General features: G+C 69.2%; 21 protein-coding genes and 1 pseudogene. 16 read left to right on the forward strand and 6 right to left on the reverse strand.

Going from position 1 to position 22,196, the window contains the following annotated elements; all coding sequences use genetic code 11:
- Nucleotides 1-2 precede the first annotated feature (2 nt).
- Nucleotides 3-1,910 (reverse strand): DEDD exonuclease domain-containing protein, encoded by a 1,908-nt coding sequence (locus tag AB0M45_RS29045; protein WP_364335751.1) that lies wholly within the window; start codon nucleotides 1,908-1,910, stop codon nucleotides 3-5.
- 572 nt (nucleotides 1,911-2,482) lie between these two features.
- Here AB0M45_RS29045 and AB0M45_RS29050 point away from each other — a divergent pair.
- The 13 genes from AB0M45_RS29050 to AB0M45_RS29110 all read left to right on the forward strand — a co-directional run bounded on the left by AB0M45_RS29050 (nucleotide 2,483) and on the right by AB0M45_RS29110 (nucleotide 15,077).
- Nucleotides 2,483-3,052: a C40 family peptidase gene (locus tag AB0M45_RS29050; protein WP_364335753.1), complete on the forward strand. Its 570-nt coding sequence runs from the start codon at nucleotides 2,483-2,485 to the stop codon at nucleotides 3,050-3,052.
- 258 nt (nucleotides 3,053-3,310) lie between these two features.
- The gene (locus tag AB0M45_RS29055; protein WP_364335755.1) at nucleotides 3,311-4,336 is read left to right on the forward strand and encodes an NlpC/P60 family protein; all 1,026 of its coding nucleotides are present in this window, start codon (nucleotides 3,311-3,313) and stop codon (nucleotides 4,334-4,336) included.
- Between the two features lie 181 nt (nucleotides 4,337-4,517).
- A complete protein-coding gene (locus AB0M45_RS29060) occupies nucleotides 4,518-5,519 on the forward strand; it encodes a hypothetical protein (protein ID WP_364335757.1) in 1,002 nt (333 codons plus the stop codon).
- A 410-nt stretch (nucleotides 5,520-5,929) separates the two neighbouring features.
- A complete protein-coding gene (locus AB0M45_RS29065; protein ID WP_364335759.1) occupies nucleotides 5,930-7,057 on the forward strand; it encodes a glycosyltransferase family 4 protein in 1,128 nt (375 codons plus the stop codon).
- Nucleotides 7,058-7,086: 29 nt separating this feature from the next.
- Complete coding sequence (locus tag AB0M45_RS29070) at nucleotides 7,087-7,470, forward strand: polyketide cyclase / dehydrase and lipid transport (RefSeq protein WP_364335761.1); 384 nt, start codon at nucleotides 7,087-7,089, stop codon at nucleotides 7,468-7,470.
- Between the two features lie 37 nt (nucleotides 7,471-7,507).
- Entirely contained in the window at nucleotides 7,508-7,945 is a 438-nt protein-coding gene (locus tag AB0M45_RS29075) for an SRPBCC family protein (protein WP_364335763.1), read from the forward strand.
- 23 nt (nucleotides 7,946-7,968) lie between these two features.
- Nucleotides 7,969-9,252, forward strand: a complete 1,284-nt coding sequence (locus AB0M45_RS29080; protein ID WP_364335867.1) for an ArsA family ATPase — start codon at nucleotides 7,969-7,971, stop codon at nucleotides 9,250-9,252.
- Entirely contained in the window at nucleotides 9,242-9,667 is a 426-nt protein-coding gene (locus AB0M45_RS29085) for a hypothetical protein (protein WP_364335765.1), read from the forward strand. The genes AB0M45_RS29080 and AB0M45_RS29085 overlap by 11 nt, the downstream gene beginning before the upstream one ends.
- Nucleotides 9,664-10,674, forward strand: coding sequence for an ROK family protein (locus tag AB0M45_RS29090; protein ID WP_364335767.1), 1,011 nt, complete (start codon nucleotides 9,664-9,666; stop codon nucleotides 10,672-10,674). The genes AB0M45_RS29085 and AB0M45_RS29090 overlap by 4 nt, the downstream gene beginning before the upstream one ends.
- A gap of 178 nt (nucleotides 10,675-10,852) precedes the next feature.
- Entirely contained in the window at nucleotides 10,853-11,584 is a 732-nt protein-coding gene (locus AB0M45_RS29095; RefSeq protein ID WP_364335769.1) for a lysophospholipid acyltransferase family protein, read from the forward strand.
- A gap of 266 nt (nucleotides 11,585-11,850) precedes the next feature.
- On the forward strand, nucleotides 11,851-12,087 hold the full coding sequence (locus tag AB0M45_RS29100; RefSeq protein ID WP_364335771.1) for a sporulation protein: 237 nt from the start codon (nucleotides 11,851-11,853) through the stop codon (nucleotides 12,085-12,087).
- An 88-nt stretch (nucleotides 12,088-12,175) separates the two neighbouring features.
- Nucleotides 12,176-13,738: an alkaline phosphatase D family protein gene (locus AB0M45_RS29105; protein WP_364335773.1), complete on the forward strand. Its 1,563-nt coding sequence runs from the start codon at nucleotides 12,176-12,178 to the stop codon at nucleotides 13,736-13,738.
- Nucleotides 13,739-13,793: 55 nt separating this feature from the next.
- The gene (locus AB0M45_RS29110; protein ID WP_364335775.1) at nucleotides 13,794-15,077 is read left to right on the forward strand and encodes an FAD-binding oxidoreductase; all 1,284 of its coding nucleotides are present in this window, start codon (nucleotides 13,794-13,796) and stop codon (nucleotides 15,075-15,077) included.
- Nucleotides 15,078-15,198: 121 nt separating this feature from the next.
- On the opposite strand, the gene AB0M45_RS29115 is transcribed toward AB0M45_RS29110, so the two are convergent.
- The 4 genes from AB0M45_RS29115 to AB0M45_RS29130 form a co-directional block, all read right to left on the reverse strand.
- Complete coding sequence (locus AB0M45_RS29115) at nucleotides 15,199-16,602, reverse strand: pentapeptide repeat-containing protein (protein ID WP_364335777.1); 1,404 nt, start codon at nucleotides 16,600-16,602, stop codon at nucleotides 15,199-15,201.
- Between the two features lie 351 nt (nucleotides 16,603-16,953).
- On the reverse strand, nucleotides 16,954-18,006 hold the full coding sequence (locus tag AB0M45_RS29120) for a superoxide dismutase (protein WP_364335779.1): 1,053 nt from the start codon (nucleotides 18,004-18,006) through the stop codon (nucleotides 16,954-16,956).
- 5 nt (nucleotides 18,007-18,011) lie between these two features.
- Entirely contained in the window at nucleotides 18,012-18,644 is a 633-nt protein-coding gene (locus tag AB0M45_RS29125; RefSeq protein WP_364335781.1) for an NAD(P)H-binding protein, read from the reverse strand.
- The gene (locus AB0M45_RS29130; protein WP_364335783.1) at nucleotides 18,641-19,588 is read right to left on the reverse strand and encodes an EamA family transporter; all 948 of its coding nucleotides are present in this window, start codon (nucleotides 19,586-19,588) and stop codon (nucleotides 18,641-18,643) included. Before AB0M45_RS29130 ends, AB0M45_RS29125 begins: the two co-directional genes overlap by 4 nt.
- A gap of 79 nt (nucleotides 19,589-19,667) precedes the next feature.
- Between AB0M45_RS29130 and AB0M45_RS29135 the strand changes: the two genes are divergently transcribed.
- On the forward strand, nucleotides 19,668-20,558 hold the full coding sequence (locus AB0M45_RS29135) for a LysR family transcriptional regulator (RefSeq protein WP_364335785.1): 891 nt from the start codon (nucleotides 19,668-19,670) through the stop codon (nucleotides 20,556-20,558).
- A 32-nt stretch (nucleotides 20,559-20,590) separates the two neighbouring features.
- Here AB0M45_RS29135 and AB0M45_RS29140 read toward each other — a convergent pair whose 3' ends face one another.
- A complete protein-coding gene (locus AB0M45_RS29140; RefSeq protein WP_364335787.1) occupies nucleotides 20,591-21,028 on the reverse strand; it encodes a MarR family transcriptional regulator in 438 nt (145 codons plus the stop codon).
- Between the two features lie 125 nt (nucleotides 21,029-21,153).
- Here AB0M45_RS29140 and AB0M45_RS29145 point away from each other — a divergent pair, with 125 nt between their 5' ends.
- Nucleotides 21,154-21,789 (forward strand): maleylpyruvate isomerase family mycothiol-dependent enzyme, encoded by a 636-nt coding sequence (locus AB0M45_RS29145; protein ID WP_364335789.1) that lies wholly within the window; start codon nucleotides 21,154-21,156, stop codon nucleotides 21,787-21,789.
- Between the two features lie 172 nt (nucleotides 21,790-21,961).
- Nucleotides 21,962-22,180, forward strand: a pseudogene (locus AB0M45_RS29150) (hypothetical protein); the annotation flags it as partial.
- Nucleotides 22,181-22,196: the final 16 nt, after the last annotated feature.

Below are 22,196 nucleotides of genomic sequence, written 5' to 3' on the forward strand. Positions count from 1 at the left end.
GCTCAGCCTAAGCGGTCGAGGTACACCTGCTCGGCCGGTTGGGCACGCGCGGCCGCGTCGGCCAGCACCGCCCAGCCCAGCCACCGCGCCGCGCCGTACATCGGTTCGCGATACCCCTCGCTGGTCCGCACAATCCGCACCCCCGGTCGCGCCAACCAGCGCGCTACCACGGCGACTTCTTCGGGCGAGGCGCCGTGCAGCGGAGGAGCGTCCTCAGCGGGATCGGCGGCATCCCGTATCGACCCGGCCGAGGCCGAGACTTCGGCCGAGACCGTCGCGTCGGATTCCGCGATCGGCTCGACGTGACCGCGGTGTGCGGACACGGGGACTTCTCCGTCCGCGGGCGCATTCTCGAAGTGGGTGAAGTTGCCTGTCGGAACGACGGTTTCGGCGGCGGAAACGATCTGTTCCACGATCGGCATCGGCGGCACTCCGCGCGGGGCGGTACCGGAACCGGCGAGACGCCCGTATCGAATGACCGCGAACTCCCAACCGCCGCTGCCGTCCGGATGCGCGGCGATCAGCTCGGCGATTCGCGCGACCGCGGCGAGTCGCTGGGTGCGACGCAGCGCGCGCACCACCTGGACGACACGGTCACGCAACCGCGCCGCCGCCTCGAAATGCTCGGCGAGCGAGTGGCTTTCGATTCGATCGAGCATGGCCCGCAGCGGCGCGTCGGAGCGTCCGGCGAACAGTGCGCGTACGAGTGCGGGCGCGGGGGCATAGTCCGCCGCCCCGAGCGAACTCCCGTCCGAGCCCGCCGGGCAGCCGCCGACCACCGCGGGCGGGCATTGGTGGACCGCGCCGCGGGTCAGCCGGGCGGTGCAGGTGCGCAGGCCGGTGAACTCCGCGATGATCACGCCGAGATCCGCGGCGTCGTTGCGGGAGTTGAACGGCCCGAGCGCGTCCCTGGCCGGTTCCCGTACCACGGAGAAGCGCGGGAACGGCTCGTCGGTCAGGGTGAGCCACCATGCCCGTTTCGGGAACTTCGACCGTCGGTTGTACGGCGGAGTGTGCGCCACCAGCAGCCGCAGTTCCCGCACTCCCGCCTCGAGCGCGTGCGCGCACACCACGTGGTCGACCCGGAGCGCCAGCGACACCATCTCTTTCATCCGGCCTCTGGTTTCCGAGCCGGTGAAGTAGTTGCGGACGCGGCGCCGCAAGTTCACGGCCGTCCCTATATAGAGGACTTCATCGGAAGGACCACGGAACAGATACACCCCTGGGGCGGCGGGCAGGTCGGCGGCGAGGAAACGCTTGGAACGCTGCCGGGGCGTCACGTCGGGGAGGTAGTCGAGCAACTCGGTGAGGCTGTGCACGCCTTGGTTGCCGACGCGGCCGATCAGCGCGTGCAGCACGTCAACGGTCGCACGCGCGTCCTGCAGGGCGCGATGGGTCGGCTGGGTGGTGGCGCCGAGCAAACGGGCCAGCGAGCTCAACCGTACCGAGGGCGCTTCGTCGCGGCCGAGCACCCGCCGCGCGAGCTTCACCGTGCACAACACCTGCGCCGCGGGCCATGGGATGTCGCACTGCACCGCGGCGGCGCGCAGGAAAGCCATGTCGAAGCGGGCGTTGTGCGCGACGAGCACCGCACCGGCGGCGAATTCCAGGAAGCCCGGCAGCACCGCCTCGATCCGCGGGGCGGCGTACACCATCGCGGTAGTGATCCCCGTGACGTGCACGACCGCGGGCGGTACCTCGCGTCCAGGGTTGACCAGTGTGGCGAACTCGCCGAGCACCTCGCCGCCACACACCTTGACCGCGCCGATCTCGGTGATGCCGTCGGCACCAGGGCTGGTCCCGGTGGTCTCCAGGTCGACCACCACGAAGGTGGTCTCGTATAGAGGCGTGTCGAGTTCATCGAAGGCCAGTTGCTTGGCGGCGGTCGCGCGCGGCGCTGGGTCGGACACGGCGTGCAGCGTAGGGCCACGGTCCGACAGGCAACGGGCCCGCGATCTCGGCACGAAATGTCCGAATAACACCGTGCGGATTCGGTGGCGATACCCGGGAAATGATCTAGAAATGCCCAAAAGTGATGCATATCACACATGGGATGCCGCTGTATCAAACATTGAAGCGTGTCGGGAGATGCACGACCGACTGCCCCCGGGCGTGTCGGCCAACTCCGGCACCACAGCGCACGGATGCATCACCGTATTGCCGTCTACGCCTGTTTCATCCGGACCACCTGGGCAAATGGCCCCATGAAGAGGTTCGAGCCCCCGGGTGATCCACCCATCTCGCGCTACCGCCCGCACTCGGGCGCGCCCCACCATTTCGCTGTCGTTATCTTTCCGTGATTGCGTGGGACGCATCTCACACCCATTCGCCCGCGAATTCACCGGACGTCGGCTTTTCGCATTCCGCCCTCTTTACAAATCACTGTGATGTGTTCGTAACCTTTTTGAGACCTCACGGAGCACGACGAAGTCCGCGGCACCACCGGGTGCGGCGTCGTGGGGCAGATTGGGAGTACCGCATCATGACGACCAACGCCGTCAAGCGTCAGGCCCAGCGCGCTGTTGCCGCCGGGGCCGTCGGCGCCGCCACCCTCGGCGCGTTCCTGCTGCCGGCCGCCCCCGCGTCGGCCCAGCCGGTGACCATCCCCGGCGTCGGAACCTTCGAGGTTCCCAACGAGATCCCGGTCCCGCCGGGTGTCCCGGGTCTCGAGCTGCCGGGTCCGGCTCCGCTGCCCTTCGCCGCCCCCAAGCCGGCGGGCGAGATCGCGTTGGACGCCGCCATGAGCAAGGTGGGCTCCCCCTACGTCTACGGCGCCGCGGGCCCCAACGCGTTCGACTGCTCCGGCCTGGTCCAGTGGTCCTACCGGCAGGCGGGCGTCGAGCTGCCGCGCACCAGCGGCGCGCAGCTCGCCGCGGGCACCCCGGTGTCGCTGGACGCCCTACAGCCGGGCGACCTGGTCTCCTTCTACGGCGGCGGCCACTCCGGCCTGTACGCCGGGGACGGCAACATCGTGCACGCATCCACCTCCGGCACGCCCGTGCGAGTCGCGCCGATCTCCTCGATGCCGGTCACCGGTGCGCGCCGGTTCTGACAAGGCCGCTGGTCGGACCACACATCGTGGCCCGACCGCAGCGCGGATGGCGTGATCATTCCGTCCTCCACTGGACATCGACACACGCCGTTCCGTAACCTAACCGAGACCTTCCGCCGAATACCCCGGGTTCGCACCTGCCAAACCTGCGGGTTCGACGAAGGCCTCTGCGTCGGTTTCACGAGAGATCGCTTCACGAGAGAACGGGGCACCACGGGCGTGGCTGAACATCACCGGAGACAGCGCAGGAAACGTCTGGTGGGAGCGACGCTCGCAGCCGGAATCCTCGCCACGGGGCTCTACGGCGGCGGTCCCGCCGGAGCCGATCCGGTCGCGCTTCCCGCGACGGCCACCGAAGCCGTGCAGCGGATGATCGACCTGTCCCGCCAGTCCGAGCAGCTCAATCAGCAAGCGCTGGACGCCGAGACGGAGTTGGACGCCAAAATCGTCGTCCAACGCGACGCCGAAGCCAAACTGGCCGCCGGCACCGACATGGTCGACCGCGCCCGCGACGAGGTGCGCCGGTACCAGCCGGTCATCGACCGCACCGCGATCGCCGCCTACCAAGGCGCACGCACCAACCGCCTGTTCGCCGTGCTGGTGAGCGACTCACCGCAGCAACTGCTCGACCAGATGTCCACGCTGGACGTTGTCACCGCGCAGACCTCCCGGACTCTCGACCGGTACAAGAAGGCCACCGACGCCGCGACCGCGGCCGAAGCGACCGCCCGCGCCGCCGCCGACGCCGCCCGCGCGGCCGCGGACAAGGCCGAGGCGGTGCGCAGCGATCTGGAGCGGAAGCGCAACGACCTGGGCAACGCGACCGCCCAAGTGGTGCAGGCATGGAGCGCGCTGTCGGCCTCGGACAAGTCGGCGCTGGCGGGCTCGCCGTTCCCGCCCGGCTACGACCGCGACAGCCTGCTGCAGGGCCTGGTCCCCGGCAGCGGCACCAGCGCGCTGGCCGCCGGGCTGACCCGCGTCGGCGACCCGTACGTCTGGGGCGCCACCGGCTCGAGCCAGTTCGACTGCTCCGGCCTGGTCCAGTGGGCGTTCAAACAGGTCGGCAAGACCGTGCCGCGCACCAGTTCCCAGCAAGCCGCGTACGGCACACCCGTCGCCAAGAAGGACATGCAGCCCGGCGACGTGGTCTTCTTCTACTCCGACGCCTCACACGTCGGCATCTACGCGGGCAACGGACTCATGCTGCACGCCTCCACCTTCGGCGTCCCCGTCGCGGTCGCCCCCCTGGGCTCGACGCCGTTCCACTCGGCTCGGCGATACTAGGCGCCGTGAGCGAGCGCCAGCGAGCGAACCATCGACACAGCCGAGCACTCGCTCGTGCCGGAGCCGAGCGCCAGCGAGGCGCAGGCATGAGCGAGCGCCAGCGAGCGAACCGAGAACACAGCCGAGCACTCGCTCGTGCCGGAGCCGAGCGCCAGCGAGGCGCAGGCATGAGCGAGCGCCGATGACCGGCATGCGGAGATTGCGCGATTGGGGGTCGGCGCGGCGGCGCTTCGAGTTCTGTCTCACCGTCGCCGTGGTGGTGGCGCTGACCGGTGTGGGTGTTGCTCTGCTCATGCTGCCGAACGCGGTGCTGCCGGCAATGCGTGCCGCCCAACCGGGTTCGACCGATGTCGTGGGCCAGGCCACGGCCGCCGATCCCCGGCTTGCCGAGGTACGGCGCATCGTCGAACCGTTCGGGCCGGTCGTCGTCCGCCAGGTGCCGACCGGTGCGGGTCGGCCGTCCCTGGTCGTCGGCCATCCCGGCCAGCGGGCCGATATCGACATCCTGGAGCGCGAACTCCCCGCCGCCATCGCCGCGGTGACCGACGTGTGGGGCACCGGCTGGGCGCAGTCGGCGCTGGTGGTCGTGGCATCGTCCCCGTCCGAATTCGCGGGCCTGGTTCGCGCGAGCAGCCTCGTGCCCGCCGAGGTCGCCGCCGCGTCGATCGCCGACCCGTTCTCGCCCGGCAGCCAGCCCACCGGCCAGCGCGTGGTCTTCGGACCCGACACCGGCCGACGCCTCGATCCGGCGGGCATGGCCACCCTGCTGCGTCACGAACTCACCCACATCGCCGCCCGCGCCGACACCGTCGACGGCGCACCGCTGTGGATGCTGGAGGGCTTCGCCGACTACACCGCCAACTACGGACAGGGCCGTCGCTTCGCCGACGTCGCTCCCACCGTCACCGCCCGTGCTCACGCGGGCGACATCCCCGGCGATCTCCCCGCCGACGCCGAATTCTCCGGCCCCAACGCCGCGCTCGCCTACGAGAAGGCCTGGTCGATCTGCGCTTTCGTCGCCGAGAAGTACGATCAGCCCCGCCTCGTCCAGCTCTACCACCGCATCGCCGCGGCCGAGCAGAACCCGGCCACCGAAGACCGCATCCTCCGCGATGTTCTCGGCACCACCCGCACCGACTTCATCACCGACTGGCGCTCCTGGCTGCGAACCCAGGCCACCTGACCATCGCCAGTTCCCTCGCACCCAGGCCTGCGGTCCGGCACCGAGCGCCGTAACGCTGCGCGATGCAGCCACAGCCATCCAGCCGCAGCACACCCAGTGCCCGCGGTGGCGCCTCACACAACTGTCGGCGCAACCCCTTATTCAAGCGCAGCCAGACCGCGCATCCCTGTTCGCGCCCGGCTCACATCCGACCAGGCGCCTCGCTCACGACAGAACACCGGGCGGCAACACCCGTCCGCGTCCCATCGAACACCGCAAACCCCGGGTGCAGCCACTGCCACCGCACGCAACCACATCGGCCCGACTCCCGCTTTCGAGGCCAGCGAGATCGAACACCCCGCGCCGCAGGCGCTGGCAAAACCAACACAGTGCCGCAGGCGCTGCAAATCAAACACAGTATTTTGTTCCGCATGGCCCGAACTTTGCTGGTTACCAATGATTTCCCGCCGCGGCCGGGCGGTATCCAGTCGTATCTGCAAGCGTTGGCCGGTCAGCTGCCGCCCGATGACCTGGTGGTCTATGCCCCGCGGTGGCGCGGCGACAGCCATCTGAAGTTCGATGCCAAGCAGAAGTTCCAGGTGGTGCGCCATCCCACCACGCTGATGCTGCCGACTCCGCTCGTGCTGCGCCGCGCCGCGCGCCTGCTGCGCAGCGAGCAGTGCGACACGGTGTGGTTCGGCGCGGCGGCGCCGCTGGCGCTCATGTCTGCGGCGCTGCGTCGTGCGGGCGCCGAGCGCATTCTGGCCAGCACCCATGGTCACGAGGTCGGCTGGTCGATGCTGCCAGGCGCCAGGCAGTCGCTGCGCGCCATCGGCGAGCACACTGACGTCGTCACCTACGTCAGCCGCTACACCCGCCGCCGGTTCGCGTCCGCGTTCGGGCCGAACGCGGCGCTGGAGTACCTGCCGCCCGGCGTGGACTCCGAGGTGTTCCGCCCGGATCCGGCGGCGCGAGCCGAGTTGCGCGAACGCTACGGCCTTGGCGATCGCCCGACCGTTCTGTGCCTGTCCCGGCTTGTTCCGCGCAAGGGTCAGGACGCGCTGATTCTCGCGATGCGCGATATCCGGGAGCGGGTCGATGGAGCCGTGCTGGTGATCGCGGGCGGCGGCCCGTTCGAGCAGAAACTGCGCGCGCTGGCGGTGGCCGCGGACGTCTCCGATGACGTGGTGTTCACCGGTCGTGTCCCGTCCGGCGAGCTGGCGGCGCATCACACGCTGGCCGACGTCTTCGCGATGCCGTGCCGCACCAGGGGCGCGGGCCTGGACGTGGAGGGCCTGGGCATCGTCTACCTGGAGGCGTCCGCGGCCGGCGTTCCGGTCGTCGCTGGCAATTCCGGTGGTGCTCCGGAAACCGTCATCGAGGGCGAGACCGGTCGCGTGGTGGACGGCCGTTCCGTGCAGCAGATCACCGACGCCCTGGTGGAGATCCTGTCCGATCGGGATGAGGCCGCGCGGATGGGCGCGGCGGGGCGGGCGTTCGTCGAGCAGCAGTGGCGCTGGGACAGCCTGGGCGCACGCCTGCGGCAGCTGCTGCGGTGATCCGCGTCGCATCTACTACGCTCAGCGGAGTGAGCAGTATCCAGGTCGCAGATCAGACCTTCGTCGCCGCATCGGGGGCAGCCGTCGCCGAGCTGCTGGCGGGTCCGGGCAAATGGCGTCAGTGGTGGCCGGACCTGGTCCTGGAGGTCCGGGAAGACCGGGGCGAGAAGGGGATCCGCTGGTCGGTGACCGGCGCCATGACCGGAACCATGGAAGTGTGGCTGGAACCGTCCCTCGACGGCGTGATCCTGCACTACTTCGTGCACGCCGAACCGGTGCCCGCGCTCCCCGCGGGCAAGCTCGCCGCGGCCAACCGGGCGCGCCGCGTCGCGGGCAAGAACATGTCGTTCGAACTGAAGTCCCGGCTGGAGGCGGGTCGCCCGGCCGGTGTGGCGCCCGCGCACCTGTCTTGACGCCCCAGCACCGACGCTGAAAGGAAGCGCTGTCCGCATGGCCGACCGGACCCAGAGATCGATCGTCATCGAGGCTCCGTCGCAGCAGGTGATGGCCGTCATCGCCGACCTGGAGTCCTACCCGCAGTGGGTGGCGGCGGCGAAATCGGTCGAGGTGCTCCAGAAGCGGCCGGACGGCCGGGCCGAGACCGCGCGGTTCGTTCTGGACACCGGGGTGGTGAAGGACACCTACGTCCTGTCCTACGACTGGCGGGCCGATCACAAGGCGGTGAGCTGGACGCTGCTCAGCGGTGAACTGCAGAAAGCGCAGCACGGCACCTACGAGCTGATGGATCTGCCCGATGGCAACACCGAGGTCGTCTACACGCTGACCGTCGACTTGAACATTCCGATGATCGGCATGTTCAAGCGCAAGGCCGAAAAGGTGATCACCGATACCGCGCTGAAGGAACTGAAGAAACGGGTCGAAGGCTGATCGCGCACGAGACCCGGGTCGACCTGTTCATCGGCAAAGGCGGGGTAGGCAAGACCACGCTGGCCTGTGCCACCGCTATGGCAGAGGCCAGGTCGGGCCGACGCGTGCTGGTCGCCTCGCTCGATCAGGCGCACTCGCTGGGCGACGCGCTCGGCTTCCGTTTCCCGCACGATCCCGGCACCGTGACCGGCATCGCGACGGTGCTGCCCGGTCTGGACGTGATCGAGGTGGATTCGCTCGCGTTGCTCGAGGACCGGTTCCGCGACGTGGTCCGGATGATCTCGGCGGGTCGCGGCCACCAGCACGGTGTCGATCTCGCCGCACTCGACCCGGCGGAGCTGACCGGGCTGCCCGGCGTGCAGGAACTGCTGATGCTGGTGGAGATCACCCAGTTCGCCGCGGAGGACACCTGGGACCTGATCGTCGTCGACTGCCCGCCGTCGGCGGACATGCTGCGCATCGTCACCGCGCCGGACACGCTGCTGGGCTATCTGGAGCGGATCTGGCCGCCACACGCGCGGGCGCTGAGCGCCGCGGGCACCGATCTGCGCCGCGCCGTGCTCGCCGCCACGGTCGAACGGATCGTCAAGGCGGTGACCGAGGTTCGTGATCTGCTCGCCGACCACCGGCGCACCGGGGCGCGGCTGGTCACGGTCGCCGAGCAGGTCGCGGTGGCCGAATCCGGGCGGGTGCGGTCCGCGGCGGCGCTGCTGGGCCTGCGGCTGGACGCCGTGGTGGTGAACAAGGTGCTGCCCGATCTCGCTGCGCCCGCTGGTGCGGCCGCAGCCGAACATCCGGCGGTGCAGTGGTATTCGGACCGGCGCGGCGAACAAGAGGACGTGATCGCCGAGTTGCGGCGCAAGATGCCAGGCGTCCCGGTACTGATCGCGCGGCACACCGGCGCCGAGCCGATCGGCCTGAATTCGCTGGCCGTGCTGTCGTACGCGGTGGACTCGGCGGGCAATACGCGCGACGCTGCGCTTATGCTGAGCGACAATCAGACGGAGGTCGACGCGAGTTCCGGCGAACCGGTGGTTCGACGGGAATCCGGCACCGGGTTGCAGTCGGTGTACGCGCTACGCATGCACCTACCGGTGGTCGACGCCGCGACGCTGCGCCTTGGCCGAGTGGAGGACGATTTGATCGTGGGAGCGGACGGTGTCCGGCGCCGGGTGCGGCTGGCGCCGGTATTGCGGCGGTGCACGGTCGACGGCGCCGAACTGAACGACGGATACCTGGTGGTGCGGTTCCGGCCGGATCCGCGGGTCTGGTCGCCGCTGTCCGAAAGCCACGACTATGACGGGTGATCCGCGTCCGCCCGTGGACGACGAGACCGGCGGCCACGCCGCGCCCGACGGCATCGCCGAATTCACGGAGGAACTGAAACTGCTGGCCGAGGCGGTGCTGGAACGCGTCGAGCCAGTGTTACGGCGCGCCGCCGAAGGACAGGTCGAGTGGTCCAGTTGCAGCTGGTGCCCGGTGTGCGCGGCCGCGGCGCTGGTGCGCGGCGAGCACCACGAGGTACTGGCCGCGGTCGCCGAGCACAGCACCGCGATCGTCACCGTGCTGCGCGAGGCGCTGGCCGGGGTGCCGGTGGAGCCGGTCATGCCGACCGATGCCGACCCGGAAACCGGTGCGCCGCATCGGCACGGCCCGCGCGCGGACGTTCAGGACCAGGAGGGCTCCCGCTACGTCGACATCCCCGTGACGATCAAGGTATGACGCACCAGATGGCCGGCGCACGACCGCTGACCGTCGGAATCGACGTCGGCGGCACCAATATTCGCGCCTCTGTGATCGACGCCGACGGCGAGGTGCTCGACACCGTCCAGGCGCCGACGCCGCACTCCGCGCGGGCACTGGAGGACGCGCTCGACCGTGCCGTGCGCGACCTGTGCGGCAGGCACCCGATCAGCGCGGTGGGCCTGGCCGTCGCCGGATTCATCAACGGCGACCGTTCGACCGTCCGGTTCGCCCCGCACCTGCCCTGGCAGGACGCCCCGGTCGCGCAGCGGCTCAGCGAACGCCTCGGGCTGCCGGTGATCCTGGAGCACGACGCCAACGCCGCGATGTGGGCCGAGTACCGGTTCGGCGCCGCGGCGGGCGGGCACAACGTGGTGCTCATCGCGATCGGCACCGGCATCGGCGCCGCCCTGCTCATCGACGGCCAGCTGTATCGGGGCACGCACGGCGTCGCGCCGGAACTCGGTCATCTGCAAGTGGTTCCGCAGGGGCGGCCCTGCCCGTGCGGCAAGCGCGGCTGCTGGGAGCGCTACTGCAGCGGAACGGCGCTGGCCGATACCGCGATCGAGTTGCTGGCCACCGACCCGGTGCGTTCGGTGCTGGCCAGGGACGTGGCACGCGATCCGGGGTCGCTGACCGGACGCCGGGTCGCAGGCGCCGCGCAGGACGGTGACCCGCTCGCGGTGCGGGTGATGGCCGACTTCGCCCGCTGGCTCGGGCTCGGGCTCGCGTTCGTCAGCGACATCTTCGATCCGGATCTGGTGGTCATCGCGGGCGGCGTGAGCAGTTCGGCGCCGCTGTTCTTGGATGAGGCGCGCGAAGAATACGCGCGCGCGGTCACCGGCGCGGGGCACCGGCCACTGGCCCGTATCCGGACCACCCAGCTGGGCGAGGCGGCGGGCATGATCGGCGCCGCGGACCTGGCCAGGGCGGCGCTGCCCGCGGGCGCGCGCAAGTCCGCGCGCGTGGCGCGAACGAGCCATTGACGCGCCCCGGCAGGACCCTCGTGGCCTGCGGCGACACGCTGCGGGTCGCGATCGCTCGACGACGCGGCCGAAGTGTGGTGAGATTCGCCGCTGCGGTTGGATGTGATCTTGCACCAGCGGTAAAGTCGGCACTTGATGTAGGTGCCCGCAACTATCCCGGTTCCGGGGGAAGGACGTCATGTTCTACTGGCTGCTGAAGTTCGTGCTGCTGGGACCATTCATTCATCTCTACAACCGACCTACGGTCGAGGGTGTGGAGAACATTCCGGCGCATGGGCCGGCCATCATGGCGGGTAACCATCTCTCCTTCGCCGATTGGCTGTTCGCGCCGCTGCTGAGCCCGCGGCGGATCAACTACCTCGCCAAGGCCGAGTACTTCACCACCCCGGGCATCAAGGGCCGGTTCCAGAAGTGGTTCTTCAGCGCCACCGGCCAGTATCCGATCGACCGCAGCGGCGCCGACGCGGCCGAGGACGCGCTCAACGCGGCCCGCAAGCTGCTCGACGAGGGCCGCTTGGTCGGTCTCTACCCGGAGGGCACCCGCTCCCCCGACGGCCGCCTGTACAAGGGCAAGACCGGCCTGGCCCGCCTCGCGCTGGAGACCGGCGTCCCCGTCATCCCGGTCGCCGTCATCGGCACCGACGAGGTCTCCCCGCCCGGACCGTTCCGCTGGCGCCGCAGGAAGGTGACGCTCAAGTTCGGTGAGCCCATCGACTTCTCCCGCTACGAGGGCATGGGCGGCAACCGCTTCGTCGAACGCGCCGTCACCGACGAGGTCATGTACGAGCTGATGCAGCTCACGGGCCAGGAGTACGTCGACGTCTACGCCCACAGCCTCAAGAAGGGCGTCCCGAGCGGCAGCCGCCCCGAGGCCGTCCCCGTGCGCATTCCCGACACCGCCGCCGGCTGACCCGAAACCCCACCGCGGCCCCGAGACACGTGATCTCGGGGCCGTTTTCATGGTCGGGCCTCGGTCGCCTACGACGGCCTCGGATACCCTCGCGACTCGAGAGAACAGCGCTGGCCGGAATCGAAATGTGCTCGCGTGGTCGAGTATTCCGAGGGCACGCGGACTGCGGTGGCGAACGCCGGAGACAGCGGATCGTGGGATGAGGTTGCTCACAGCGTAAGGAAACGCAAAGGTTTTGTTCGGGTGGGGCGGGGACACTGCGGGGCATGTTCAAGAAACTGTTGGCGGCGGCCGGTGTCGGCGGGGCCGAGGTGGAGACCGAGTTGTTCACGCCGGGGGTGCAGCCTGGGGGCACGGTCGAGGGCGTGGTCCGGTTGCGGGGTGGGCAGGTCGCGCAGGAGATCGCCTCGGTGGGCGTCGAATTCGTGACGCGGGCCGAACAGGAGTACGAGGATCACTGGGCGGGCGAACTGCACCACCGCGTGGAACGCTTGGCGCACTGAGCGATGCCATACCCGGGGCGGGCGGCTGTTGGCCGTACGGACCGTGCCCGTTTACATGGCGTTGAGATAGCTGCGCCAAGGTTGCTGCATGACCGATTCGGAATTGGGCATCTCCCGGCGCACCGTGCTGCGCGCCACCGCTCTCGGACTCGTATCGGCTCCCGCGCTGGCCGCGTGCTCGTCGGACAGCGGCCCCGGCCTGGTCCGCCCGCGCCCGGTGCTCACACACGGCGTCGCGGTGGGTGACCCGCGCACCGATGGCGCCCTGATCTGGGCGCGGACCGACCGTCCCGCCACGTTGATCGTGGAGACCGCCGCCACCGAATCGTTCACCGATGCCAAGCGTTTCACCGGGCCGCTGCTCACACCGGATTCCGACGGCACCGGCCGGGTGCGGGTCAACGGCCTGCCCGCGGGACAGCAGGTGCACTACCGGGTGACGCTCGAGGGCGAGGACGGCGCCACCTCCGCACCCGTCACGGGCATCTTCCGCACCGTGCCCACCGCCGCCGCGGACATCAAGCTGCAGTGGTCCGGCGATGTCGCGGGCCAGGGCTACGGCATCAACCCGGACCTGGGTGGCATGAAGATCTTCGCCACCATGGCCGCCCGCGACCCGCACCTGTTCCTGCACTCCGGCGATTCGATCTACGCCGACGGACCGCTGAAGGAATCGCTCACCCTGCCCGACGGCCGGATCTGGCGCAATGTGGTGACCGAGGCGAAAAGCGCTGTCGCGCAGACCTTGGAGCAGTTCCGCGGCAACTACGCCTACAACCTGACCGACGAGAACTACCGCCGCTTCAACAGCGCGGTCGCCCAGGTAGTGCAGTGGGACGACCACGAGACAGTGAACAACTGGTACCCGGGCGGTCTGGTCGCCGCGTCCAAGGGCTACGGCGAACGCAGCATGGACACGCTGGCCGCCCGCTCCTGGCAGGCATTCCACGAATGGATGCCGCTGGAGCCCAAGGAGGCGGCGGACGGGCGGCTGTATCGCAAGATCGCCTACGGCCCGCTGCTCGACGTGTTCGTGCTGGACATGCGAACGAACAAGGACGCCAACGACGCCAACAACGGATCCACTGGCCGGATTCTCGGTCCGGCACAGGCGACCTGGCTGATCGACGGCCTGCGCGAGTCCAGGGCGACGTGGAAGATCATCGCCAACGACATGCCGCTGGGTGTGATCATCCCGGACGGCGAGCAGAAGAACACCAGCGCCTACGAAGGTCCCGCCAACGCCGACGCCGGCGCGCCCTCGGGCCGGGAAGGCGAGATCGCGCGGGTGCTGTCGTCCATCAAGGCGAACAAGGTGGCCAACGTCGTGTGGCTCACTGCGGATGTGCACTACACCGCGGCGCACCGCTACTCCCCCGAGCGGGCGGCCTTCACCGACTTCGACGAGTTCTGGGAGTTCGTCTCGGGTCCGCTCAACGCGGGCGCGTTCGGCCCGAACCAGCTGGATGGCACGTTCGGTCCGGAGGCGGTCTTCGTGCACGCACCCCCGGACCAGAACAGTTCGCCGCTGGACGCCTTCCAGCATTTCGGCGAGGTTCGCATCGACGGGAAGTCCAGAGAACTGACCGTCGAGCTGTGCGATGCGAGCGGATCGGTGCTGTTCAGCCGGCGCCTTACACCCGCGTCTTGATAGCACCTGGCATCGGGCGAGCGTCGCGGGCCGCGCTGTGGTTAGCTTTCGTGCCATGAGCACGCCGCACATTGTCTCCAACGCGGAAGAATATCTCCCCCGCGATACCGCTGATGTCGTTCGCACGGTGCGGGATTCACGGGGGCGAACGCAGCAGCTGATGGTGCGCGGCGGCGAGCTGGTCGACGAGGGGCTCACGCTGCCCGCCCAGCCGACCGTGGTGTCACTGCGCCGGATGAATCAGGTGCTGGATATCAACCTGGGCAGGCGCACCGTCCGGGTGCAGGCGGGCGCCAAGCTCTCCGACATCGACCGCAGGCTCGGCGCGCACGGGCTCGGTCTGCCCATCGTCGGCGACCACCGCGACATCACCGCGGGCGGTTTCGCCTCGGTCGGCGGCGTCAGCGCGGCTTCACACAAGTACGGCCTGTTCATCGATCAGGTCGTCGATCTGGAGTACGTCGACATCGACGGGCGCATCGGCACCTGCGGGCGCAACCACCACACCGACCGATTCCAGCGCATCCTCGGCGGAGGCGGGCGCGCGGGCATCATAACCGCGCTCACCCTGGACGCGATCGAGGTCGACAAGGACCGCACCTGGCTGACCACCTCCGCCGACCGGTTCCTCGATTTCGACTCGTTCGTCGAGCACGCCCACGCCGAGATCGCCCGGCCGGGCAACGCCGAACTCCAGGTCGGCCGCTGGGTCGACACGGCGCCGCTGAAGGTGGCGCGTCCGGTCGGCACCGGCCACGTGCAGCTGGGCACCGTCCGCTTCGGCCAGTGGTCGAGCCTGTACCCCACCGCGCCCACCCGAGGACTGCGAGCCCGCCGCGAGGTCGGGTCGCGGGCGCGGAAATCGCTGGGCGCCATCGCCTCGGCGACACCCGGCAAAGCGGGCATGCCGGTGCGCCACGCGGCCGCGGGCGCGGTGCTGTTCGCACCGAAAGTGCAGACGCTGCGCGACGCCGAGTATCTTGCCGACACGGCGCTCAGCTCCTCCGAGCGTGGCCCGGCGTACCGGGTAGGCGTGTTCGCGCCGCTGTCGAGCTACACGTCGGTGTTCTACCGCCTGCACGACCTGTTCTCCGGACACCGGGAACACACCGGCTGTTTCACCGTCATCTCCGCGATGACCTATGGCGTGCGCTCCCGCAATCTCCGCGCCGAATCGGCCACCCGCGGCCTGTCCCCCGAAGACCACGGCCTGATCACCTTCACCTGCCGCCTTCGGACCGCCGCGCTGGCGTCGGAACTGCTGCGCGACATCATGTCCGGGATCGAGGAGATCTGCCGCTCGGAAAACGCGCTGCGCTACGAGGGCGGCAACGGCTAGTCCCCTACCCCTTGTGCCCCCGCCCACGGTGACTGTTGAAGCAACTCATCGGAGACCGGTGGCGCAGAACGATCATCCCGACGGTGCTGGCCGGGGTCCGGCGGGAGCGGGCGGCCACTCGTCAGGTTTCACGCTCGACGGTTTGCCCCCGGGCTCTCCGTCCCAGTCGAACGTGACACCGACCCATGCCTTCGGGCGGTCGAAGCGCACCTCCCTGGCCTCGAATCGGGTGCCGGCGAAGGTGATGGCGCCGAAGAAGTCGGCTGTTCGGAAGCTCACCTCCCCCCCGCCGAGCTGCGCGCGGTCGAACGAGATATCGCCGTGGAATTCCGCGCGGTCGAAGCGCACGCTGCTGGTGGCGCTGCCGAAACGGCGCAACCGGCCGCCCGGATGGCCGAAGGATGCCTGCGCGAAAGAGGTGAACGCGGCATGGAACAGGGCCCGCGCTGATATCTATGTGCGCTCCGCCGAATATCGCACCGTCGAAGACGACGTGCGCTCCCTCGAAGGTCGCGGCGCCGAACTCGACTCGATCGGCGAGAAACCTGGCTTCGGCGAACGACGTGCGCTCACCGCGGAACGCCGCGCCATGGAACCGGACCGCCGAGCCGCGGAAAACCGTCCGGTGGAACGAGACCGGTGCACTGAAGATCGCCCCGGCGAACTCGAGTCCAGCTCCGCGTAACTCGGTACGCGCGGAGTCTGTCGGCGCGAATGTCACATCGTCCAACAGTGTGCGCGCGCCGCGGAAGACCGTGTCACGGAAGGAAACGTACTGCCCGGTGAACTTCGCGAACTCGAATGTAGTGGCACGCGCTCCGGTGAACACTGCCCGCGCGAAATACGTGCGCTCCCCCGAGAACACGGCATATCGGAAATCGGCATCCTCCAATACGGCGTCGGCGAAGTCGAAATCACGGTCCGACCACGATGTTTCCGCCGACGGGCGAACGTGGGCGACGATCACGTCGACGATTGCGCGGCGCACTTCGCGGTCGTTCTGCCGGAATTGATAGCGCCGCTCCACCTCCACGCCGTTGTGCTCGCTGGTCTCGGACCGGGATACCAGGTGATCGGCCCCGGCGTCCGGTTCGTACGGCAGGCGCAGGTATCCGCACAGCACATCGATGCACTGCTGCCGCCTGCCTGGCGCACCGAATTCGTCCGCGACACCGGCCATCGCGTACACCCCGGCGATGCGCACCGCCACATCCGGATCACCGAGCTGCTTCGCCGCCGCACCGAACAGCTCCGCGAAACGTGCGCGCTCCTGATCGCGCTGCTTGCGATAGGACACCACGAGCGCGACGGCACCACCGACGCCCGCGGTCACCGTCAACGCGATCTTGGTGAGATCCACCTGATTCGGCGTCTCCGCCTTGGCCCCGAGGAAAGACCACAGCAGCCACCAGACGATCCCCGCGATCAGCAGTCCGCCGACTACAGCCAGCAGCACCGCCAGCAACAACGCCGAACGATGCACCCTCCGGCTCACCCGCTCGCCGAACCTCCCCAACCGCCGCACAGCGGAATGGTAGCGATCGACGTGCGACGAGTCGATTCCCTAGCATCCCATCATCTTTCGGACAGGCCTCGTCGCCGCCCGGAACACCACCGGCGATCGCATCCGGTGTGTCACAGCGGGACTGCGCCGCCGGAGGGACAACCGCGACAGCTTCTGCTGTGTGCGTGCGTTATCGCAGCCAGGCTCACACAACCACCTCGATCACCCCGACAACCACCGAGCCGGCACGAACACATTCAGCCGTAGACAGGCACAAGCCGGAGTCGGCCGGGCGCGTGTCGCAGTACCGCTCGAGCGTGCGACCAGCATCGTTTCGGCCCTGAGCAGCACACCGCGGCGCAAGCTCGCTGCTTATCGCACCGAATGCGGCCGGGGTCGATCGACCGCGACGGCGTTGTACGGTGTGGTCGGCGCAGGCGGCGTGGTGAAGCGGGCGTTCGGCAGGTACAGCTGGTCTCCGAACGCCGCGACGGTCGTCGGCACGTCGAAGCGCGGGTCGGTCACGCGCCGCACGACCGTGCCCGTAGCGCCCGCGTGGCCGAGCGCGACCACGGCGATCGCGTTGAGCCGGTTCTGCACGACATACAGCGTGCTGCCGTGCAATAGCAGTCCGTCACCGCCCGGCACCGTCTCGGCGCCGAGATCGACGCGCTGTGTCGCGCCCATCGCCGGGTCGACGCGGAAGAGCAGGCCGGTCACCGACTGGACGATGATCAGACCGGTGCCGTCGGGCGTGGACACGATCCCATTGGCATTGATCGCTTCGGGCTGGTGAACGATGTCGCCGGTCAGCGGGCGTGGCACCACGGCAGCGGGTGGCGGCAGCGCACCGTCGGGGCCGAGAGGCAGGTGGTACAGCACGGGCGTGCGCGAGTCGGTGAACCACGCGCCCGTCGACGTGAGCACCACGTCGTTGACGAACGTGTCCGGCGGCGTCGCGAGCTGGTAGTTCGCCAGCACCGCTCCCGTACCGGTGTCCACCACGCGGGCGTCGCCCCCGGTGCCGCCCGCGACGAACAGCCGGCCACGGTGGTCGACCTCGAGCCCGAGCGACGGCGTACCCGGCCCGGGGCTCAGGATCGCGCCCCGCCCGGTCTCCAGGCTGGCTCGGTAGATGGAGCCGTCTGCCCGCGAGCCGAAGTAGGCCACTGGCGGCGACCCGATCGCGATACCCTCCGGCTGGAACCCGGCCGGAAGGTCGATCGTGGTGGGGAATGCCGGACGGCGCTCCGCCGCCGGGTCCGCGGGTACCAGCGCCATAGCGCCGAGACAGGCGAGCGCGGCCGAGATACCGAGGACTCGTTTCCTCTCATGTTTCCCTCCGCCGTCATGTTTGCCGGGCCTGCGGGGACTCATCCGATGCCAGTCGGCACCGTCGGCGCCGGGCAGCTCATGGGTCGGCATCGCGCCTAGTAACCCACGGTGAAGTGTTTGTCCTCGCGCGGGTTTTCGAGCTCGTCGAGGACGGCCACGGCGAGGTCTTCGGCCGAGATTCGGGACGCACCGTCGGCGCCGGTGATGAGTGTGATTGTGCCGCGGCGATATTCGCCGGTGCGGCGCCCTGGTTCGAGAAGGGCGGGCGGGCTGAGATAGACCCAGTCGGCCGGGTGCGCTCGGCAGGCCTCCAGTTGCGCGGCGCTGGCGGCGGCGATGGGTCGGATTTCCGGCGGCACGTACTCGGCGGTGTCGAGGACGAGCTGGCCGGAGCGCCCCGGGACGTGCAGCGGGGCCGCGCCGCCGACCACGAGGATGCGCGTCCGGGTACTCCTGGCCGCGTCCAGCAGGGCCGTCGTGGTCGTGGTGACGGTGTGCTCCTGCCCGGGCCCGGGCCGGGTCGCGGCCACGACCGCGTCGGCGCCGTCGAACAGTCTGCTCATGTGGTCGGGGTCGTTCGCGTCGCCCTCGACGGCGGTCACGCCGGGAGGCAGGGCGGCAGGCCGCTGTTTCCGGAATACCGCGATGAGGTCATGGCCACGGCGTGCGGCTTCGGTGACGACGCGTGAGCCGACCATGCCATTGGCGCCGACGACGGCGATCTTCATTCGAGTGTCCCTTCAGGTGAAACAGAGCCGGGCGAGCGGGTGGGCGCGGGAAGCTGTCCCGCGACGATCGCGGCGAGCGCGAGCCCGAACCCAACCAGTTGGATCGGGCCGAGTGTCTGGCCGAGCAGGAGCGCGCCGAGAACGGCGGCGACCAGCGGCGAGAGCAGGACGAGAACCGCGACCGAGGTGACGGGCAAGGTGCCGATGCCGCGGAACCAGAGGACATAGGCGATGAGACCGCCGACCAGACCCAGCCAGAGGTAACCGAGGGCGGCGGTCAGGTCGATCGTGGGAGGCGGTCCCTCGACGAGATAGGTGACCGGCACCAGGAACAGACCTCCCGCGGCGAGCTGCCAACCGGCGAAAGCAGTAGGAGTGGCCTCGGCAGGACGACCCCAGCGCTTGGTGAGCGTCAACCCGAGCGCCATCGAGGCCGCGCCGGCCAGGCCCGCCACGATCCCGGTCGGGTCGAGCGCCGCGGCCGGCCCGATCACCACCAAGCCGACACCGGCCACGCCGGCGACTCCCCAGGCGAGGCGCCAGGGGGAGGGTTGCTCGTGCAGGACGAGCACCGCCAGCATGGCGACAATGAGCGGCTGGGCCGCGGCCAGAGTCGCGGCAACACCTCCCGGCAGGCGTTCGGCCGCGATGAACAGCAGCGCGTTGAGCAGGCCGATGTTCAGCACACCGAGCACCGCGGCCTTCCACCACCATCCTCCACGCGGCAGGACCCGGGTGATCGCCAGCGCGATCAGGCCCGCGGGCAACGCCCGCATGACCGCCGCGAACAGAGGATGTCCCGACGGCAGAAGCTCGGTGATGACGACATAGGTCGTGCCCCACGACATGGGAGCGATCGCCGTCAGGGCGACGCGAGACAGATTTCCATCGGAAGCGCCTCGGCTGGCCCCCTCGGAAACCCGCTGTGCTGGTGGACTATTCACACTCACCATCTCACCGAGCAGCGATCAATGAGTCCAACACATGTTTGTCACTCCATCAATCCTGATTCACGATTGATCCATGGAGCTCCAGCAGATGCGCTATGTCGTCGCCGTCGCCGAGACGAACAGCTTCACCCGGGCCGCCGAACGATGTCTGGTCGTCCAGTCCGCCCTCAGTCACCAGATCGCGCGTCTGGAACGGGAACTCGGCGCCAAACTCTTCGAGCGCACCAGCCGCCGGGTGCGGCTGACACCGGCCGGTGCGGCATTCCTCCCGGCCGCCCGCCAGTGCCTGGACGCCGCCGAACGCGCGGCCGCCGAGGTCGCCGCGGCGGTCGGGGAGGTACGCGGACGGCTTGCCGTGGGCCTGATCCCGACCGTCGCCGCGGTCGATATCCCGGGCGCGCTGCGTGACTTCCGCCAGCGGTACCCGCACGTGCGCATCAGCCTGCGCGTGGGCGCGAGCGAGGACCTCGCCGCGCGGGTCGAGCAGGGAGCCATCGACGTGGCCTTCCTCGGGCTGCCGACCACCGCGCGACCCCGCGGTGTCGCAGCCCACGAACTCGCCCGGGACCGCCTCGTCGCCGTGGTGGCGCCGGATCATCCCCTCGCCGGCCGATCAACGGTCGACCTCCGCAGGCTTTCTTCCGAGGTATTCGTGGATCTTCCGGCCGGGACAGCCGGACGTATCCAATCCGACCAAGCATTCTCCGCCGCTGGTCTCGACCGTGACGTCGCCTTCGAAGTGACCACCGCGGACTACATCGCTCGTCTCGTCGAGCCTGGCCTCGCCGTGGCCATGCTGCCCTCCGCCTACGCGCCCCAGCTCGCCGGCGTAGTCACCATCGAGGTCGCCGACGCTCCGGCCCGCGTCGAGTACGTCATTTGGAGCCGCTTCAGCCGCACGCCCGCGGCGACCGCCTTCCTCGCCGTTCTCGGCATCACGGCACATGATCGGCACGATTCGTAGCGCGGCTCGGGTGCGAGAGAACTCGCTCCCGATCAGGCGTAGGGGTCGGTGATCTCCCTCAGCCGCGTCAGAGCCTCGCGCAGGTTCCGCATGCGTCGCGCACCGAGATGCGCGGCCCACTCGGCCTGGACGTTGTCGGCGATCTCGTTGGCGTAGCCGGCCATCCCGCGTCCCCGTTCCGACAGACGCACCAGGCGGGCTCGACCGTCGCGCGGGTCCGGCATTCGTTCGACATAGCCCGCACGTTCGAGCTGATCGACCAGGAAACCGGCGGTCTGCTTGGTGACCTGCGCCTGCTCGGCCAACTCGGTGATCCGGCTACCCTCCGGCGCGATCCTGGCCGCCAAACGGCCTTGCGCCACACTGATGTCGCCGTAGCCCGCCTCGGCGAGCGCAGCGAAGACTCGCTCCTCCATGGATCGATAGGCGACGAACATCAGCAGGCCCGCGTTCGTCTCGTCCTCGGACATCTCACCCCTTGACTTAGTAAGAGAAGCTGACCACACTAGTCAGTGTATCTTACTAAACTCACAGAGGGTGGCCCACAAGTCCCTACCGGTACCGACATCGGCCGCCACTGTCGATAGGGGTTGCCGTGGATCGCGAAACGTGTTGGCAGATCATCGAGCAGCAGCGCCGTGCGATTGCCGATCTGCTCGCCGATCTGACACCACAGCAATGGGAGACGCCGTCGCTGTGCGCGGGCTGGCGCATCCGTGAAGTGGCCGCCCATATCGCGGTTACACCGGACCCGCCATCACCGGCCGTGCTGCTGGGCATCGGGCTGCGAGCCCGCGGCGACTACAACCGGTTCATCCACGACCTGACCACCCGCCACGCGAATCGCCCAGCATCCGAGCTTGTTGCGCAAATTCGCGCGAACGCGGACTCGCGACGGTTGCCGAAACTGACCAACTACCGCAATATCCTGTTCGACACCATGGTCCACGGCCAGGACATCGCGATCCCGCTCGGTCGCAGCATCGCCGTCCCGCCCGCCGCGGCCGCCGCGGCGGCCGACCGGGCCGTACAGGTCGGGTGGCCGGTGTGGGACCGCCACCGCCTGGACGGAATCCACCTGAGCGCAAACGACATCGGCTGGGAATACGGCAACGGCAGCGAAATCCGCGGACCCATCACAGCCATCCTGCTACTGATCACCGGCCGCACCGCCATGCTCGACCAGGTGACCGGAGACGGCATCGAAAAGCTGATCCGCCAGCTGGCCTGACGACGATCCGATCTCGACATGCCCCGGACTAAGGCGAATCACCAACTGCCAGGCGGATTGCCGGAAACGCCCCCGTGTGGTGTCACTCTGCGCCATAGTGGTAGACGCTCGCGTACCCCACTTATACGCGGTCGTACCCTACTCTATGTTCGCGAATTGGATCAGAGACTTCATGAGGACGAGCACATCTCCCACGGCGGCGCGCACCGCCGCCATCACAGCCCTGATAGTTGGAACAGCAGGCGGATTCGCCGGACCGGCCTACGCCGACAACGCACCCGGTTCGCCAACGGTGATCACTGTCGACAGCACGGCAGACGGTGTCGCGGCCGATCCACAAAGCGGGCTATGCCGTACCGTCGCCGGCACTTGCACACTGCGCGCGGCAGTTCAGACGGCCAATGCCC

The sequence above is a fragment of the Nocardia sp. NPDC051787 genome (assembly GCF_040681325.1).
Taxonomy (GTDB): domain Bacteria; phylum Actinomycetota; class Actinomycetes; order Mycobacteriales; family Mycobacteriaceae; genus Nocardia.

Coding starts and splice junctions, on each gene's coding strand:
- AB0M45_RS29125 (WP_364335781.1), bottom strand. CDS start 18,644: ATGAAGATCGCCGTCGTCGGCGCCAATGGCATGGTCGGCTCACGCGTC.
- AB0M45_RS29135 (WP_364335785.1), top strand. CDS start 19,668: ATGGAGCTCCAGCAGATGCGCTATGTCGTCGCCGTCGCCGAGACGAAC.
- AB0M45_RS29110 (WP_364335775.1), top strand. CDS start 13,794: ATGAGCACGCCGCACATTGTCTCCAACGCGGAAGAATATCTCCCCCGC.
- AB0M45_RS29105 (WP_364335773.1), top strand. CDS start 12,176: ATGACCGATTCGGAATTGGGCATCTCCCGGCGCACCGTGCTGCGCGCC.
- AB0M45_RS29100 (WP_364335771.1), top strand. CDS start 11,851: ATGTTCAAGAAACTGTTGGCGGCGGCCGGTGTCGGCGGGGCCGAGGTG.
- AB0M45_RS29075 (WP_364335763.1), top strand. CDS start 7,508: ATGGCCGACCGGACCCAGAGATCGATCGTCATCGAGGCTCCGTCGCAG.
- AB0M45_RS29140 (WP_364335787.1), bottom strand. CDS start 21,028: ATGTCCGAGGACGAGACGAACGCGGGCCTGCTGATGTTCGTCGCCTAT.
- AB0M45_RS29090 (WP_364335767.1), top strand. CDS start 9,664: ATGACGCACCAGATGGCCGGCGCACGACCGCTGACCGTCGGAATCGAC.
- AB0M45_RS29050 (WP_364335753.1), top strand. CDS start 2,483: ATGACGACCAACGCCGTCAAGCGTCAGGCCCAGCGCGCTGTTGCCGCC.
- AB0M45_RS29085 (WP_364335765.1), top strand. CDS start 9,242: ATGACGGGTGATCCGCGTCCGCCCGTGGACGACGAGACCGGCGGCCAC.
- AB0M45_RS29065 (WP_364335759.1), top strand. CDS start 5,930: ATGGCCCGAACTTTGCTGGTTACCAATGATTTCCCGCCGCGGCCGGGC.
- AB0M45_RS29060 (WP_364335757.1), top strand. CDS start 4,518: ATGACCGGCATGCGGAGATTGCGCGATTGGGGGTCGGCGCGGCGGCGC.
- AB0M45_RS29120 (WP_364335779.1), bottom strand. CDS start 18,006: ATGCCGACCCATGAGCTGCCCGGCGCCGACGGTGCCGACTGGCATCGG.
- AB0M45_RS29095 (WP_364335769.1), top strand. CDS start 10,853: ATGTTCTACTGGCTGCTGAAGTTCGTGCTGCTGGGACCATTCATTCAT.